Origin of the sequence: Ponticaulis sp., from assembly GCF_029210165.1 — a bacterium.
Lineage (GTDB): Bacteria > Pseudomonadota > Alphaproteobacteria > Caulobacterales > Hyphomonadaceae > Ponticaulis.
Genome location: NZ_JARGNT010000001.1, coordinates 1,620,681 through 1,636,566, shown reverse-complemented (window position 1 = coordinate 1,636,566; position 15,886 = coordinate 1,620,681). Strand labels below are relative to the sequence as shown.

Annotated in this window: 15 protein-coding genes; 8 read left to right on the top strand and 7 right to left on the bottom strand. The window is 55.7% G+C overall.

The annotated features are described in order from the left end of the window. The 5 genes from P1U45_RS08030 to P1U45_RS08010 all read left to right on the top strand — a co-directional run bounded on the left by P1U45_RS08030 (window position 1) and on the right by P1U45_RS08010 (window position 4,644). Window positions 1-435 carry a PaaI family thioesterase gene (locus tag P1U45_RS08030; protein WP_301058601.1) on the top strand — a complete coding sequence of 145 codons (435 nt, stop codon included), beginning with the start codon at window positions 1-3 and terminating at the stop codon, window positions 433-435. Window positions 436-459: 24 nt separating this feature from the next. Continuing rightward, complete coding sequence (locus P1U45_RS08025; RefSeq protein ID WP_301058600.1) at window positions 460-1,665, top strand: acetyl-CoA C-acetyltransferase; 1,206 nt, start codon at window positions 460-462, stop codon at window positions 1,663-1,665. Between the two features lie 2 nt (window positions 1,666-1,667). After that, the gene (locus tag P1U45_RS08020; RefSeq protein ID WP_301058598.1) at window positions 1,668-1,880 is read left to right on the top strand and encodes a hypothetical protein; all 213 of its coding nucleotides are present in this window, start codon (window positions 1,668-1,670) and stop codon (window positions 1,878-1,880) included. 15 nt (window positions 1,881-1,895) lie between these two features. Then, window positions 1,896-4,124: a 3-hydroxyacyl-CoA dehydrogenase NAD-binding domain-containing protein gene (locus P1U45_RS08015; protein WP_301058597.1), complete on the top strand. Its 2,229-nt coding sequence runs from the start codon at window positions 1,896-1,898 to the stop codon at window positions 4,122-4,124. 166 nt (window positions 4,125-4,290) lie between these two features. Continuing rightward, window positions 4,291-4,644 (top strand): hypothetical protein, encoded by a 354-nt coding sequence (locus tag P1U45_RS08010; protein WP_301058596.1) that lies wholly within the window; start codon window positions 4,291-4,293, stop codon window positions 4,642-4,644. Window positions 4,645-4,650: 6 nt separating this feature from the next. Here the strand turns inward: P1U45_RS08010 and P1U45_RS08005 are convergent, their stop codons facing one another. The 3 genes from P1U45_RS08005 to P1U45_RS07995 all read right to left on the bottom strand — a co-directional run bounded on the left by P1U45_RS08005 (window position 4,651) and on the right by P1U45_RS07995 (window position 9,027). Next, window positions 4,651-4,956 carry an MmcQ/YjbR family DNA-binding protein gene (locus P1U45_RS08005; RefSeq protein ID WP_301058595.1) on the bottom strand — a complete coding sequence of 102 codons (306 nt, stop codon included), beginning with the start codon at window positions 4,954-4,956 and terminating at the stop codon, window positions 4,651-4,653. Between the two features lie 20 nt (window positions 4,957-4,976). Next, window positions 4,977-6,920: a prolyl oligopeptidase family serine peptidase gene (locus tag P1U45_RS08000; protein WP_301058594.1), complete on the bottom strand. Its 1,944-nt coding sequence runs from the start codon at window positions 6,918-6,920 to the stop codon at window positions 4,977-4,979. 169 nt (window positions 6,921-7,089) lie between these two features. After that, entirely contained in the window at window positions 7,090-9,027 is a 1,938-nt protein-coding gene (locus tag P1U45_RS07995) for a S9 family peptidase (protein ID WP_301058593.1), read from the bottom strand. A gap of 164 nt (window positions 9,028-9,191) precedes the next feature. Between P1U45_RS07995 and P1U45_RS07990 the strand changes: the two genes are divergently transcribed. Beyond that, window positions 9,192-10,781 carry an MFS transporter gene (locus P1U45_RS07990; RefSeq protein WP_301058592.1) on the top strand — a complete coding sequence of 530 codons (1,590 nt, stop codon included), beginning with the start codon at window positions 9,192-9,194 and terminating at the stop codon, window positions 10,779-10,781. Window positions 10,782-10,871: 90 nt separating this feature from the next. On the opposite strand, the gene P1U45_RS07985 is transcribed toward P1U45_RS07990, so the two are convergent. Beyond that, window positions 10,872-11,507 carry an OmpA family protein gene (locus P1U45_RS07985; RefSeq protein WP_022694412.1) on the bottom strand — a complete coding sequence of 212 codons (636 nt, stop codon included), beginning with the start codon at window positions 11,505-11,507 and terminating at the stop codon, window positions 10,872-10,874. A 177-nt stretch (window positions 11,508-11,684) separates the two neighbouring features. On the opposite strand from P1U45_RS07985, the gene P1U45_RS07980 reads away from it, so the two are divergent. Beyond that, on the top strand, window positions 11,685-12,092 hold the full coding sequence (locus P1U45_RS07980; RefSeq protein WP_301058591.1) for a hypothetical protein: 408 nt from the start codon (window positions 11,685-11,687) through the stop codon (window positions 12,090-12,092). Then, the gene (locus P1U45_RS07975) at window positions 12,092-12,310 is read left to right on the top strand and encodes a helix-turn-helix transcriptional regulator (RefSeq protein ID WP_366144968.1); all 219 of its coding nucleotides are present in this window, start codon (window positions 12,092-12,094) and stop codon (window positions 12,308-12,310) included. The genes P1U45_RS07980 and P1U45_RS07975 overlap by 1 nt, the downstream gene beginning before the upstream one ends. A 54-nt stretch (window positions 12,311-12,364) precedes the next feature. Here P1U45_RS07975 and P1U45_RS07970 read toward each other — a convergent pair whose 3' ends face one another. The 3 genes from P1U45_RS07970 to P1U45_RS07960 all read right to left on the bottom strand — a co-directional run bounded on the left by P1U45_RS07970 (window position 12,365) and on the right by P1U45_RS07960 (window position 15,852). Continuing rightward, window positions 12,365-12,886 carry a hypothetical protein gene (locus tag P1U45_RS07970; RefSeq protein ID WP_301058589.1) on the bottom strand — a complete coding sequence of 174 codons (522 nt, stop codon included), beginning with the start codon at window positions 12,884-12,886 and terminating at the stop codon, window positions 12,365-12,367. A gap of 44 nt (window positions 12,887-12,930) precedes the next feature. Next, the gene (locus P1U45_RS07965) at window positions 12,931-13,308 is read right to left on the bottom strand and encodes a response regulator (RefSeq protein ID WP_293609621.1); all 378 of its coding nucleotides are present in this window, start codon (window positions 13,306-13,308) and stop codon (window positions 12,931-12,933) included. Between the two features lie 75 nt (window positions 13,309-13,383). After that, window positions 13,384-15,852, bottom strand: a complete 2,469-nt coding sequence (locus P1U45_RS07960; protein WP_301058588.1) for an ATP-binding protein — start codon at window positions 15,850-15,852, stop codon at window positions 13,384-13,386. Between the last annotated feature and the right edge of the window lie 34 nt (window positions 15,853-15,886).

Sequence of the window (15,886 nt, the reverse complement as noted above, 5' to 3'; positions counted from 1 at the left end):
ATGTCCGATTTTGATCCGGCACAGTTTTTCAGAAATGACAGCCCGGCAGCGCCGGCGGCTGCGAAGCATCTTGGCTTCGAATTTCAGGATGCCGAGAGTGCGCGCGGCTGGATCAAAATCAAATTCAATCCAAAGCCCGAGTTTCTGAACCCGGCAGGCGTGATTCAGGGCGGTTTCCTGATGGCCATGCTGGACGACACTATGGGCCCAGCAGTGCTGGTAAAATCGGGCGGCAAATACATGTCGAGCTCGATTGACCTGCACGCTCACTATCTGCGTCCGGTGCGCCTTGGTCCCGTTATCTGCGAGGCAGAGGTTACACAGCTCGGACGTTCAGTCGCCTATCTTGAGAGCAAGCTGTTCGATGAACGCGGACGCCTTTGCGTACGCGCCACGTCGAGCGCCATGCTTATGAAATTTCCGACACCGGTATAAAAGATCCGAAAGGGAGAACACCAAATGGCAGAAGCATATATTTATGACGCGGTGCGCACACCGCGCGGGAAAGGAAAGGCCAGCGGCGCGCTGCATGAAATCACCGCGCTTAGCCTCGCAACACAGGCCCTTCAGGCTGTACGCGACCGTAACGACCTCGACACTTCAAAAGTGGACGACGTGGTTCTCGGCTGCGTCTCTCCGGTTGGCGAGCAAGGCTCAGACATTGCGCGTATTGCTGTTCTGAACGCAGACTATTCTGAAACCGTAGGCGGCGTTCAGGTTGACCGCTTCTGCGCCTCAGGCCTTGAAGCCTGTAACATGGCAGCCGCGAAAGTTATGACTGGCGAAGCGGACATGGCAATCGGCGGCGGCGTTGAAGCAATGTCACGCGTCCCTATGGGCTCTAATGGCGGCGCATGGTCAACAGACCCGAGCATTGCCCTGAAATCCTATTTTGCCCCGCAAGGCATCGGCGCGGACCTTATCGCGACGAAATACGGCTTCTCCCGCGATGACGTTGACGCCTTCGCTGTAGAGAGCCAGCGCCGCGCCGCGCAAGCCTGGGAAGAAGGCCGTTTCGGCAAGTCTATCGTGCCTGTGAAAGACCAGATGGGCGCTGTTATCCTCGACCGTGACGAGCATATGCGTCCGGAAGCAGACATGCAGTCTCTGGCTGGCCTCAACCCTAGCTTTGCCGGTCTTGGCGGCATGGGCTTTGATGAAGTTGTGAAGCGTCGCTACCCGGAAGTCGAAGCAATCAACCACGTCCACCACGCGGGTAACTCTTCCGGTATCGTTGATGGTGCGTCTGCTGTTCTCTTCGGCACGAAGGAAATGGGTGACGCGCTGGGCCTTAAACCACGTGCACGCGTGAAAGGCTTTGCTTCTATCGGTTCTGAACCGTCCATCATGCTCACTGGTCCGGAATTCGTGACCACCAAGCTTCTCAAAAAGCTCGGCATGGAAGCGTCTGACATCGACCTTTACGAGCTGAACGAGGCGTTCGCGTCTGTGGTTCTGCGCTTCATGCAGGCGCACGACATTGCGCACGACAAGATCAACGTAAACGGCGGCGCGATCGCTATGGGTCACCCGCTCGGCGCGACCGGCGGCATGATCCTCGGCACAATGGTCGACGAGCTTGAGCGCTCAGACAAAGAGACAGCTCTCATCACGCTTTGCGTCGGTGCGGGCATGGGCACAGCAACAGTTATCGAGCGCGTCTGATCATGTCTGATCCGAAAAAACCATCCGCACTCGTGACAGGCCTCCCGATCGGCATGGGGCTGGGGATCGCACTTGGCGTATCCTTCGCGCTTGCCATCGGCAACATGGCCTTTCTGGGGATTGGTTTGCCCTTTGGATTACTACTCGCACCAGTGTTTGGCGAAGCCATGCTGAAGCGAAAAAAGACATCAGATCATGACGAACAGAACTCATAATTCAGAGGAAATCTAATGAACCTCGAAACATTCAAATTCGAAATCGACGGCGACGGCATTGCGCTGGCAACTTTCGACGTACCAGGCCGCTCCATGAACACTCTGACCGGTCAGGTCGTTCAGGATATTGTCGCTCTGGCCGCTGAAGTTGCGTCCAATGATAAGATCAAAGGCCTCGTCATTACATCCGGCAAGCCATCAGGCTTCTGCGCGGGCGCTGACCTTGGCGAAATGAACCAATCCGCAGGTGGCGACGCCGCAAAAGACGAAGACGAGCAGACAAAACTCAAAAAAACGTTTGACCGGTCTTTCGTGCTGAACAAAACCTTCCGCGAGCTGGAAACCTGCGGCAAGCCGGTTGCTGCGGCAATCAACGGCCTCGCGCTCGGCGGCGGTCTGGAACTCGCGCTCGCGTGTCACTACCGCGTTGCGGCGAACGACAATCCTAAGCTCCAGCTTGGTCTGCCAGAAGCGAAAATCGGCCTTCTGCCAGGCGCAGGCGGCACGCAGCGTCTGCCACGTCTGATCGGCCTGATGGCTGCCAGCCAGTACATTCTGGAAGGCAAGTCCATGAAAGCTGACGAGGCACTTGGTCTTGGCGTCGTCAACGAACTCGCGCCAACAGCTGAGCTGGTTGAAAAAGCCAAAGCATGGGCAAAAGCCAACCCGAACGCGAAAGCGCCATGGGACGAAAAAGGCTTCAAATTCCCGGGCGGCGTTCCAAACCAGCACCCTAAGGCGACCCAGATCTCTACCATGGGCAATGCGATGATTTCATCGAAAACCTATGGCAATTATCCGGCGCAGACGAACATTCTGAAATGCCTCTATGAAGGCTCTCAGGTGCCGATCGATGCAGGTCTTCGCATCGAGACACGCTACTTCATCGACACGCAGCAGCGTCCGGAAGCTAAAGGCATGATCCGCTCGCTCTTCGTTTCCATGCAGGAACTCTCCAAGGGCGCATCCCGTCCGGCAGCGCCTGCAAAATACGAAGTGAAGAAAGCAGCGGTTCTCGGCGCGGGCCTTATGGGTGCGGGTATTGCCCACGTTCAGGCGATGGCTGGTATTGAAACTGTGCTTCTCGACGTCTCTCAGGAGAGCGCCGAGAAAGGTAAGGCTTACTCCAAGCGCATCCTCGACAAGCAAGTCTCTCGCGGCAAGATGAGCCAGGAGAAAGCTGACGGCATTCTCTCCCTCATCACGCCAAGCACAGACTACTCCCAGATCAAGGGCGCAGACATTGTGGTTGAGGCCGTGTTCGAGGACACAGAGCTGAAAGCCAAAGTCACGAAAATGGCTGAAGAGCACCTCAGCGAAACAGCTGTTATGGGCTCTAACACCTCTACCCTCCCGATCACCGGCCTCGCAGAAGCATCTGTCCGCCCTGAAAACTATATCGGCGTCCACTTCTTCTCACCGGTTGAGCGTATGGGCCTTGTCGAGATCATCCTCGGTGACAAAACCACCGAAGAGACTCTTGCCAAGACAATCGACTATGTTCTGAAGATCCGCAAAACACCAATCGTTGTGAACGATTTCCGCGGCTTCTACACATCACGCTGCTTCGGCACATACACGCAGGAAGGCATGGAAATGCTGATGGAAGGCATCAAGCCAGCCATCATCGAGAATGTCGGCCGTCAGTGCGGCATGCCAATGGGCCCGCTGGAAGTCTCTGACTCCGTCGGCCTCGACACGGCGCTGAAAATTGGTCGCCAATACGCCAAAGCTGCGGGCGTTGATGCGAATGAGCAGCCATCCAGCCAGTTCCTTGCATGGCTTGTGGAAGACAAAGGCCGCGTCGGCCGTAAAGCCGGCAAGGGCTATTACGAGTATGGCGATAACGGCAAGCCGACGCGCCTCTGGCCGGACCTGTCCGACAAGCTGGAAGTGAAAGTCGACGAGTGCCCGCCGGAACTCAAAGAAGAGCTGACCAAGCGCTTCCTCTTCCGTCAGTGTATCGAAGTTGCGCGCTGCTTTGAAGAAGGCGTGATCACAGACGCACGTGACGCGGATATCGGCTCGATCCTGGCGTGGGGCTTTGCACCATACACAGGCGGCTGTGCGTCTTACATGGACCTGAAATGGGGCATCAAAGCCTTCGTTGCAGAAGCTGACCGTCTTGCTGACGCGCACGGCGAACGCTTCCGTCCGAATGCAATGCTGCGCGAAATGGCTGAGAAGGGCGAGACCTTCTACTCCCGCTTCCCGCCAGCAAAGCAGGAAAAAGCGGCCGCGTAAGGCGAACGATTCCTCCACGGGCGGCCATGTTGTCGCCCGACTGCAAAGCCGGGGTTCACGCCCCGGCTTTTTTGCACCCGTCAGTGTAAATACAGCTCTGGCATTGCTGCCCCCGCAGAATAGTGCAACCGTAAGCTCGGGACGTACAATCAGGGGAATTCATTGAATGAAATACACTGCGATACTCGCAGCGCTCTTTACTGCCTGCGCATCTGCACCTGCCGTCATGGCGGAAGACACACTGCCACCACCATTTGACGACATTGAACTGCCGGAAGGGCGTATGCTCGTCTATGGCGACCGCACCTGCCCGGAAGGCAGCGAGCTTGCCGATGGCAATGGCAATAGCGAGATCAACAGATTGATGGCGCTTATCGCCGATGGTGGCCGCTGCCCCGACATGCCAATTGTCCGCATGTCACATGGTGTAACCTTCCGCGCTGACACTCAGAATTACTGCGTCGTTCAGGCGCGTGATACCCGCACTGCCGACCTCTCTTACTGCGTGGTGAGCGAGTAGAACTAATTAGAGATAGCGGGGTGGCACGGCATGCCGCCAGGCCATGGCAATTGCCGAACGTGCGGTTGCGTCATCGCACGCGGGCAGAGCCATTTTTGTAGCTCCCTTTTCGCCCCACTTGTTCGGAATTTTGCTAAATAGCTCCGGCTCTGCTTCTACCAGCATGTCCTGTTCGTCAGGCGTCAACATAAGGTTCACGGACAGGTCCGCCTCCAGAAGCGTGGCGAAGATTTTGCCTTTTGGCAGATCAACCCGGAAACTTCCCCTATCAAAATGGGGCTTTTCGCAGGCGTCGGGAAAGCTCAGGGCCAAGGCCCTGAGCTCCTCATTTGTCATTGTGCCGGACCAATGTGAGTGTTCACAAAGGTGATGATTTCCTGCAGCACGCCCTCGCGGGAGCCCTCATCCAGAATGGAGTGGTTCTGGCCCGGGAATGTGCGGATTTCATAGTATTTACCGGCGGCTTCTAGCGCTTCAGCCATGATCTCGCTTTGCTCGTCAGGAACAATCAGATCGTCCTCACCATGCAGAAGAAGCACAGGCGCCTGGAACGCCTCAGCGTGCATAGCGGCTGAACGTGGCGCGAGGTCTTCCGGCTCAACACCGTCACGGCCGAACTGATCCACCCAGTAGCGATATGGCATGCTGTCTACGCCATAGCGGTCTTCTTCATAACGCAGCATTGCGTGCAGATCAGAAACGCCAGCAACCGCGACAACGCAGTTATAGAGGTCCGGTGTAAACGCACCGCCAGCAAGCGCAGCATAGCCGCCATAGCTCCAGCCGACGATACAAACGCGGTCAGGGTCAGCCCAGCCCTCCTGAATGAGAATGTTCACGCCATCGGTGACGTCCTGCTGCATCGCACGGCCCCATTCGCCGCGACCTGCCATTGTGAAGGCACGGCCAAAGCCGTCCGAACCACGGAAGTTTGGCTGGAAGACGAGATAGCCCTGATTAGCGATAGACTGCGCGAGGAAGTCATACTGCATGCGGTCGTAAGCTTCCGGACCGCCATGCGGCATGACAATCATCGGCATAGGCTCAAGGTTTGCCATATCGGTATTGCTTGGCCACGTCACAATTGATGGAATAGTGTAGCCATCATCTGTCGTGTAGGAAATCGTCTCGATCACCGCCATGTCTTCAGGCTGGATCCAACGACGCTCCGGCACGACCAGAACAATGCTCGCGGATGCGATATCATAAACGACATAGTGACCTGAGAAGAAGCGGCCAGACACGTAGACAACGATGCGTGAGCCGTCCGCGCTGCGGCTTTGATAGCTTACGCTCGTGCCCTGGAACTGCTCCATTAGCGAGTCCATGGCAGTCGTCAGGTCTTCATCAAAGAAGTGGTAAGCTGGGCGAAGACCGGAATAACGGATACCCGTCATCTCACGATCCTGATTGAGATAAACCGCTTCGATCTCGCGGCCCTCTTCTACAAAGAACGGTCCGGTTTTTTCGCCAGTCTGCAGGTTGATGTAATAGACACCGTCAGCTGTTTCATCTTCTGTCGGCAGAACAACGACCAGGCTTTCCCGATCCGGGCTAAGGCCGCGAACCTGATGCTCACGCAGAGGCTCGTTCGACGTGAAAATCGTCTGCCAGTCATCGCCCCGGCGTGTCTCGATAGAATAATTGCCGCTCTCAATGTCGTATTTCTCACGAGAAACAGCGTCACCGTCGCGGGTGATGACCCAGCCAACCGTCTCGGCATCGCCGAGAAGAACGCGGCGGCCACTACCTGTATTCAGATTGACGCGGAACACGTCATAACGGAATGGCGGTGTGCGGTTATAAGATGGTACGTAAACGTACTCGCTATCCTCCTCGATACCAATAATACCGGTCATGCCGGCCTGACGCGGGTGCATACCACGCACATCGCGCGCCAGCGGATTCACAACGCCCCGCTCGGTATCAACCACGAAAATGGACACCTGATCGAACCGGCCGCGCGAACCGAATGCACGCGTACGCTCGGATGCGATCAACGCGACATGCTCGTCGTCAATAAAGCCGGTGCCGTTTGCGCGAAGGTCGCGAACATTGGCATGGCAATGCTCTGTTTGTTCGGCGATGTTGAACACACAGAGGTATTCCTGCCCGTCAATCTCGTGAATAATCGAGAGCATCGAGCCGCTCGGGGACAAATCTACCGCGCTATATTCAGGGCTCGCTGCATACTCTGCGAGGGTTGGCGTTGCCTGCGCAGCCTGCGAGAGAACCGCGCCCAAGAACAGCGAACCAAGAATGCGTTTCAGGGTCATCAGATACCACCTAGGTTTCTTACAAAACAGGACAGATACGTCATGCCTGCGCACCACGACAGCGCACAGAACATCACGAACCTGTAATCGTAAATTTGATAGAATAACCTTTCAGCCGCGTCCACAAGAGGCCTGCTATTCTTCCCCGAAAATCATCGGGGAAGCGCAATTACTCACCACCAATATGCTGGTCGACGAAGTTAATGACCTCACGCAGAACTTCGACGCGGGACTCCTCGTCCATGATGGAGTGGTTCTGCCCGGAGAACGTCCGTATCCGAACCTGACGCCCCGCATCATCTAGCTCATCTTCCATGCGACGGCTCTGCGTTGGTGGCACGATCATGTCATCGTCGCCATGCAGGAGAAGTACGGGCGCCTGAATTTCGTCTGCGCGATAGTAAGGCGAGATTGGCTCCAGCTCGTCACGGTCCACGCCCGCGCGTCCATACTGGTCGGTCCAGTAACGATAGGCCTGACTGTCATCACCGCGATCAAGAGAGACATCACTCAGCATACGATAAAGGTCCGAAACGCCCGCAATTGATACGGTGCACTGGTACATTTCAGGATTAAGCACGCTGCTCATGAGCGCCGAGTATCCGCCATAGCTCCAGCCAACAATGCAGATGCGTTCCGGATCAGCCCATCCGGCCCGAATGAGAAGCTCGACACCATCGGTTACATCGTGCTGCATGGCGCCGCCCCATTCACCGCGGCCGGCTTCTGTAAATTCAGCGCCAAAGCCCGATGAGCCCCTGAAATTGGGCTGCAGCACCAGATAGCCTTCATTGGCAATGGCCTGCGCCATCCAGTCATAACCGATTGTATCGTGGGACTCCGGGCCACCATGCGGCATGACCACCATTGGCAGCGTATCACCATTTCCCGGCTGTGTGCCGCGCGGCGTGGTGACAACGGCAGAAATCGTCATGCCGTCGCGAGACTGGTATTCGATAGAATCTGCTGACGCCATCGCCTCGCCGTCGATCCATCCGCGCTGGGCAAGCGAGATAGCGACCGACTGCGTGGTCAGATCGTAGACGATATAATTGCCAGAGAACTGACGACCGGACACGTGCGCGAGGACACGCGTCCCGTCCGCGCTAAGATCAAGCAGATTGATATTCGCGCCGCCGAAGCCGTTTACGAGACGGTCCATCGCTGCGTTGAGATCTTCGTCCAGCATGGCATAGCTTGCCGAAATTCCGGTGTACTCAACACCGATAAACTCGCCATCTCCATTGCTGATCACCTGCCCGATCTCGCGCCCCTCGGACACGTGAAACGGGCCGGTAATGTCTCCGTTCTCCAGCGACATGAAGTAGACGCCATCGGCTGTCCTCTCGGCTGTCGTCTGCACGAAAACGGCGTGCTGGCGATCCTGCGCCACCGCCCGCAGATAGATTGTCCGCAACTCTTCATCGGACGTATAGATGGTCCGCCAGTCGTCCCCGTCCGGCACTTCGACCGTGTAGACGTTTTCATCGCTGTCATAGTTTTCGCGCGCAATCGGATCACCCGACGGCGAAACCAGCCAGCCCGTGGTATCAGATCCGCCACGGATAACGCGGCGACCACGCCCCCGCTGGACTTCAATCGCGAAGACATCCAGTTCAGGCGTGGATGATGCGTTGAACGCCGGAATATAGACCGTCTCACGATCCGGGCTTATGGCCACAATACGACCAAACCCCGTCTGTGCGGGATGGAGGTTGGAGACGCGGCGCACAAGACGCTCAACATCGCCAGTTTCAATGTTCACGAGAAACGGGGTCGACTCGTCATACCGCTCGCCCAGAATATGCGGCACGCGTGTTCTTTGCGTTGCGAGCACCAGAACATGCTCGTCATCCAGAAAATACGTATAGTTCGGGCGTAGATCGCGCAGGTTTGCAAAACACTGTTCAGAACGGTCTGCCACCGTGATGACGCAGAGAAACTCTTCGCCATCGATCGAATGCACCAAAGAAACCTTCGACCCGTCATCGGACAGGTCAGCTGCCAAAAACTCTCTGGGTGCGGCATAGTCTTCAATGGTCGGGTCAGCCCCTGCACTCAAGCCGAGACAAAACAAGCCACCCAGAATTCCGGAAACAAAACGCACGACCACCCCTCCAGACAAAGCGCCGCCCAAGTTGATTTTCGTAGCACTTTGCTACTCAGGATATCAACCTACACACAAAGCTGCGAGATGGAATAATTCTCGGCCGATGGGTCTGGTATTCGCGAAGTAAATCGTTTTAGTTACCGGTTCTCGGGAGGCAATACATGACTAACATTACCGATTCAGGTGATCCGGCGACGGACAAGCCGGAACAGGCGCAGAATGAAGGGTTCGGTTCATTCGGATACCGTACCTATGTTCTCAACGCGCTTCTGATCATCTACATTCTGAACTTCGTTGACCGCGCACTTCTTTCAGTTGTGGCACGTCCGCTCAAAGCAGAGCTTGGAATTTCGGACACGGCGTTCGGTCTTCTTACAGGCTTTGGCTTTGCGTTCCTCTACACCATTGTGGGCATTCCGCTTGCGCGTCTGGCTGAACGCCGCAACCGTGTCCTGATTATCGCGATCTGTGTGGCGCTCTGGTCCCTGATGACTGCGCTTTGTGGTCTGGCGACCGAGATCACCCTGCTTGGCGTCACCATTGGCGGCTTCTGGGTCCTTCTGGCGTGTCGTGTCGGTGTGGGCATTGGTGAAGCCGGCTGTACGCCGCCGGCAAATTCTCTGATCGCTGACTATTACCCGCCGAAGAAACGCTCTTCTGCGATGGGTTATTACGCGATGGGCGTCACGCTCGGTACGCTGGGCGCAAACCTGATCGCTGGCCCGATCGCCGATCATTTCGGCTGGCGTTATGCGTTCTTCATTCTGGGTATTCCGGGCGTTGTGATCGGCCTGATCCTTTACTTCACAGTCAAAGAGCCGCCACGCGGTTACTCAGAGCCGGGTGGTCCTAAAGCGAACGTCCAGCGCGCAACCTTTGGTGAGGCCTTCAAAGAACTCTTCTCCAAGCCGTCTTACTGGTGGATGGTTGCGGGCGCGACAATGGCTGCGTTCTGTGGATACGCCATCTCAGCATTCCAGTCCCTGTACCTTCAACGCGCATTCGGACTGACCGCTGGTGAAGCATCCGTATGGTTTAACGTACCTGCGTATGCAGGCGGCGCTATCGGCACATTCCTCCTCGGATATATCGCCAGCAAGATGAAATCATCTTCGGCCGTTGCATGGCTGTCCGCAGGTGGCCTCATCTTGTGTGTTCCATTCTTTGGACTGGCATTTACATCCGCAATCGGCGCGATCTGCGTCATCGGCCTCGCCGTCGGCAACGGGATCAAATACGGCTATCTTGCTGCTCAGTATTCTATTGCTGCAGGTGTCGTATCCAACCGCGTCCGTGCGACGTCCACAGCCATCATGCTTTTCGTTGTGAACCTGCTTGGCTACGGCCTGGGCCCGCCCGCAGCAGGTATTGTGTCGGACTTAGCGTTCTCTCCAGCTCTTGAAGAAGCAGGCTACGCAGAAGTTCTGGATCGCTCCATGTGTGACGCTGCCGAACGCGCTGTTATCTTTGCTGAACGTGAAGCTCGGATTGCTTCGGGTGAAGCCAGATCGTTCTGGACAGTCCTGTCAGAGGACACCTCGAACAGAGTGAGTCCGATTTCAGTTGAAGCGCGCAATGCAGTGCTCTCAGATCTTGAGCGACCAGTGACCGAAGAACAGTTCGTCTTCTGTGAAGAGCATAACCAATCGAGCACGCGTATTTCCATGCTGTTTCTGACGGTGCTGTATGCCGTTGCAGGCGTGTTCTTCCTCTTCTCCGCAATGCGCCTGAAGCGCGACATGCCGGAATAAGCTGGTACGCAACTCTCTGATCAAAAAGAAAAGCCGGTGAGTTAACTCACCGGCTTTTTTTGTGCCTGAGACTTTCGCCTCGAAAGCTGATCAGCCTTGCGTAATTGGCGTCAGAACAATTTCTACGCGGCGGTTAGCCGGATCTTCTGGCGAAATGCCTGGAAGCGGCTGTGTCTCACCCATGCCAGTTGCATAAAGACGTACCGCATCAATGCCTTGTGCATTCAGATAGTCTGCAACCGTAACGGCGCGGCGCTGAGACAGCTGCATGTTATAGTCGGCAGGGCCGTCTGCACTTGCGTGGCCGACAACGTCTACCGCTGTGGACGGATAATCGACGAGCGTGCGGGCAATATCATTCAGCGTGCCATAGAATTGTGGCTGGATAGACGCGCTATTGACCTCAAATGTTACATTGGACGGGGCTGTCAGATAAATCTGGTCGCCCTGGCGGTCTACCTCAATGCCAGTGCCCGCTGTTTGCTGACGAAGGCGTTCTTCCTGACGGTCCATATAGTCGCCCACTGCAGCGCCAGCGATCGCGCCTACGGCTGCACCGATGGCAGCGTTACGTCCGTCATCACCGCCTGCGAGTGTGCCAAGAGCGCCGCCTGTTACCGCGCCAATACCTGCGCCGGTCAATACGCGCTGGCTTGGGCCACCATCAGTCGCACACCCTGCCAGCAGAAGGGCTGTCGCGGATGATGCAATGATCAGATGTTTCATATCGGTCTACTCCATTCAGAATACGTGTACCGATATCATACGGCCCAGCCTGAATTTTGTTCCGTTACAAACGCGTCAGAACGCAGTGATGTCGTCATTTGACGACAAAATGACAATGACGCTTGACAGACAAGTGCGCTTTACATAAAGTCACCCTCACTTAGCAAGGAGGTTTATATGGCCCACGTAACATTCAAACAGGCGAAACGCCGTTATCAGGTCTGGTTCTGGCCACTTATGGCGCTTTACACCGCAGCTATTCTCGGCGGTACGATGATTTCAAAACAGTTCGAAACAGACCCGATCTGGTTTCTCTATCTGCTGACCGCAGCAACCGTTCTGCCGATCTTCGGCGTGCTGTTCATCATGTGGCGTTATATTCAGGAGACCGATGAATTTACCCGCATGATGCAACTTGAAGCCATGTCCATCGGCGCGCTCATTACTGTCGGCGCAGCGACCGTTATCGGCTTCATGCAACTCTTTGAGTTGATCGAGACGTTCCCGGTCTTTCTGATCCTGCCATTCTTCTTCGTCAGCTATGGCGTGACCAAGCTGGTTCGCGGTAAAGGCGCCTGCGTGTAATGGAGAACATATTGCGCGTGCTCCGCGCCGAGCGAAAATGGAGCCAGGCTGACCTCGCCGAGCAATTGGGAGTGTCCCGCCAATCCATCAATGCAATTGAGACCGGCAAATACGATCCGTCTCTGCCCCTCGCCTTTTCACTGGCCCGGCTCTTCGAACGTCCGATTGAAGAAATCTTCAAAGACCCGGAAGCCGAAACCGTTGAAGCGGCCGAGTAAATCTGACACTCACCCCTCTCACAGAGCCGGGTGAGTGTTGTCATGTGTGATCGATTAAGGATCAACCAGCCGGTTGATCTGTTCGGTCAGAACGGCATCAACAACCGGTGCAATATCGCTTAGCGCCTGAAAAGACGCGCCGGTGACGAAATAGTCCATCACCACCTTGCTTCCCTCACCATCCTGATTGATCGAGATGGTGAGGACCGCCTCGACACCAATGCTCTGAAGCGGACCCAGCGATGCATCAAAGCGCACCATATGATTACCGTCACGATGCATGGCCGCAATGACCTCGCCGTGCAGCACAGAGCCGCCGTCCCAGGTTTCGACCCACATACCGCCCGGGGCAACTTCTGTCAGAGACAGGTTTTCCGCATCGCCGGAATAGGTGTGCGCCGGAGACCACCAATCAGAGAGTGTCGCCATGCGAGCATACTGAAGATTGGACGGAAGTTCGGAGGTGCGCTCCAGATGGATCTGAAAGCCGTCATCCGCCGCGCGAACAACATCGGCAGAAGCAGGCAGAGCGGCCAGAAACAGAGCCGACACGCAGCTTAGAAATCGGATTATCATTAGGTGGCCTCCAGATTAGCGGCTGCAGGTCCGCAATAACCTGCCTAAGCCTTTTTACGCTTGGCTATAGTATACGCAATCGTTTCAAACAGAGCGCGCACTTCAACAGGCTTGATCAAAAATTCGTCAGCGCCCTGCTCCAGACACTGTCCGCGCAGATTGAGCGCCGTATCCGCGGTCACGACAATAATAGGCAGTTTGCCTTTTTCATCGTCTCTCGCACGGATGTGGCCGATCGCCTCCATGCCGTCCATACCAGGCATGCGCAAGTCCATAAGGATGAGGTCGTAGTCTCCCTCATCAATCATCTTCAGACCGGTAGGAGCATCTTCCGCCTCATGCATTTCGATCCGCGCGGCGGTGAGCATTTCCTTCACCACGCGTCGGTTCATAGCATCATCTTCGACGAATAAGATTTTCATTAGTAAAGATTGCCGTCCGATCTGTTAACCATCTCTTTGTTGTAGCATATTCTTGCCAATAAACTAATCACGTCATCATCCGGCAGAAATCGGCGCTGAAACCTGTGGAGAATTCAGTTGTGATGAATTTTCATCTTCAGGGAAGCTCGCCTGAATCAACTTCAAAATATTCTCAGGCTCATATTCGCCCAGTCCGTGTATACCGGATTTTTCGAGGTTTTCCCAGATGAATAGCTGAGTCAACGGATCGGGATTAAGGTCTGGAGCGTCAGTCTGGTTGGTGAAGGCCATATGGAAACGGCCAGACGCGACGGCCTCTGCAAAGTCTTCAGCCGAGTCGATCACGACAGAACTGGCAACCTCATCGGCAAAAAATGCTTCGAAGATCATCTTTTGCATAAAATCATCCTGATAGATGACGAGGCTCACATCTTTGGCACTTGTTGCCGGCGTACTCGCAGTCAGTACAGTATTCGCGGCAGGCTGTTCCGGCACCTTCACCGGTACGCGCACGGTGAACTCAGAGCCCTTACCAAGCTCGCTCTCCACAGAGATCGTTCCGCCCATAGCTTTGACGAAGTTCTCGCAGATTGAGAGGCCAAGGCCTGTACCCGCATATTTGCGGGTCATCGCGCCGTCGACCTGGTGGAATGGCTTGAAGATATTCTCAACCTCATCGGCCGGAATACCAATGCCGGTATCGTGCACGGCGATGCGCAGAATGTCATTGCCGCCCGTATCAGCTTCGCAATAGGCACGCAGCACGACACTGCCTTCCTCTGTAAACTTCACCGCATTGGAAAGCAGGTTGAACATGACCTGACGAAGGCGCTGCTCATCAGACTCAACCAGCTCCGGAATATCGTTCAGCTCCACATCAAGGGTGAGATTTTTAGACTCCGCCTCACCCCGCCAGAGAAGAGTCGCCTCTTCAAACAGGCGTGTAGTTTCAAACGGAGCAATCTCGACACTGACATTGCCGGTTTCGATCTTGGCGACGTCCAGAAGATCATCAACGATCGCCTTCATCGACTTACCCGCGGACTGGACAACACGAAGCCGGTCGCGCATCTCGTCATTCAGCGTGCCATCCTGCAGCAACACCTGAGACATGCCCAGAATACCGTTCAAAGGCGTTCGGATTTCATGGCTGGTCGTCGCGAGGAATTCGGACTTGGCTTTGTTTGCGCGCTCTAGCTCGACATTCGTCGCGTTGAGTTTCTCGTTGACGCGGCCAATCGCATCCCGGCTTTTCCGAACGGATACATAACCCGCCAAGAGGAAGCCGAAAATCAGGACAGCACCAAGCCCGACCGACGCGAACAGAATTGTGCGCTGACGGGTTTCTGCTTCGGCGATCTGGATTTGTTGTTGCAGGCGTTCACTTTCCAGCTGCTCGATCTCAAGCTCCTGATTAGCGAAATCGAACTGTGCGGCCATCAGGGCCGAGTTGGCCGACGCAGCGAGACCAAGCGCCTCGTCTTCCAGTCGCTTGAAGGCTTCAAGATGGGCGAGCGCCGTTTCGGGCTGAAGCGCCGCCTGATAAATGCGGTAGGCCGTTTCGTGCATTTCACGGAACGGCATCGGGGTGGTTGTCAGGTCCATCCCCGTAAATGTGCGGGCGATAAAACGCCGCGCATTAGGGATATCACGCCGCTCGAACGCCACCTCGGCTTTCACGCCCCACAAGAATGGCTCCCAGCCGGAGGATTCCCCTTCCGGCATAAGCGCAAGTCCTTCATCAGCAGTCGCCTCAGCCGCGGCATAATCGCCGCCCAGAACCTGAGTATGAGCGATATTCGTGAGAATGCGCGCAACGAGGTGCGGCGAATTCAGCGTCCGCGCAATATCAAGCGCGCGGCGATAACGTTCTTCTGCTTCCTGGTATCGTTCCAGGCCACGAAGGGCATTGGCACGATTATTCTCAGTCACCATAGTCATCGGAGGTTCCTGGTCGTAGACCTCCATCGACAAATCATAGTTCTCAATCGCGCGCTCAAAATCGCGCGCATCATTGTAAAGATCACCGATTTTCTGGCGGGAAACCCCCTGCCCTCTAGCCCAGTCCTGCAGCCGGTATTCTTCGTAGGCATCGATAAAGCTGGCGAAAGCCATCTGGGTGTTACCAAGTGCCTGCTGAATACGCCCTTGGGCGAGTAACAAATCTCCGCGGATCGTCGTTGTCTGGTTGCGGCCCTCAATCAACTCGAGCGCACGCGCAACCAAAGGTTCTGCGGCACGGGGATCATTACTTCGCGTCTGGGCTTCGGCTTGCAGCCAGAGCACTGTGGCAAGTGCAGTCGAACGTTCGCGTTCAGGCGCATTAATCGGAATATGAATTTCAGCTTCCTGCGCCATTTCCAAGGCTTCCGCAGGTGCTCCCATCATAGCAGAGCGTGAGGCGCTGACCGCCTCTTCATACCGCGTCCAGTCTACGAAAAGCTCACCTTCAACGCGCTCAACAACGCCTTGCGCGGTGCACGGCATGACAGCCGACACCGACAACGCGAAACCAATCGCGAGCTGCCTTATCAGGGTCTTCATCCTGAAACCTTTCGATAATCAAAGGTCAGGTTAA

Bases quoted from the DNA above. Each gene is read 5' to 3' on its own strand.
- P1U45_RS08030 (WP_301058601.1), top strand. From the start codon at position 1: ATGTCCGATTTTGATCCGGCACAGTTTTTCAGAAATGACAGCCCGGCA.
- P1U45_RS08025 (WP_301058600.1), top strand. From the start codon at position 460: ATGGCAGAAGCATATATTTATGACGCGGTGCGCACACCGCGCGGGAAA.
- P1U45_RS08020 (WP_301058598.1), top strand. From the start codon at position 1,668: ATGTCTGATCCGAAAAAACCATCCGCACTCGTGACAGGCCTCCCGATC.
- P1U45_RS08015 (WP_301058597.1), top strand. From the start codon at position 1,896: ATGAACCTCGAAACATTCAAATTCGAAATCGACGGCGACGGCATTGCG.
- P1U45_RS08010 (WP_301058596.1), top strand. From the start codon at position 4,291: ATGAAATACACTGCGATACTCGCAGCGCTCTTTACTGCCTGCGCATCT.
- P1U45_RS08000 (WP_301058594.1), bottom strand. From the start codon at position 6,920: ATGACCCTGAAACGCATTCTTGGTTCGCTGTTCTTGGGCGCGGTTCTC.
- P1U45_RS07990 (WP_301058592.1), top strand. From the start codon at position 9,192: ATGACTAACATTACCGATTCAGGTGATCCGGCGACGGACAAGCCGGAA.
- P1U45_RS07985 (WP_022694412.1), bottom strand. From the start codon at position 11,507: ATGAAACATCTGATCATTGCATCATCCGCGACAGCCCTTCTGCTGGCA.
- P1U45_RS07980 (WP_301058591.1), top strand. From the start codon at position 11,685: ATGGCCCACGTAACATTCAAACAGGCGAAACGCCGTTATCAGGTCTGG.
- P1U45_RS07975 (WP_366144968.1), top strand. From the start codon at position 12,092: ATGGAGAACATATTGCGCGTGCTCCGCGCCGAGCGAAAATGGAGCCAG.
- P1U45_RS07970 (WP_301058589.1), bottom strand. From the start codon at position 12,886: ATGATAATCCGATTTCTAAGCTGCGTGTCGGCTCTGTTTCTGGCCGCT.
- P1U45_RS07965 (WP_293609621.1), bottom strand. From the start codon at position 13,308: ATGAAAATCTTATTCGTCGAAGATGATGCTATGAACCGACGCGTGGTG.
- P1U45_RS07960 (WP_301058588.1), bottom strand. From the start codon at position 15,852: ATGAAGACCCTGATAAGGCAGCTCGCGATTGGTTTCGCGTTGTCGGTG.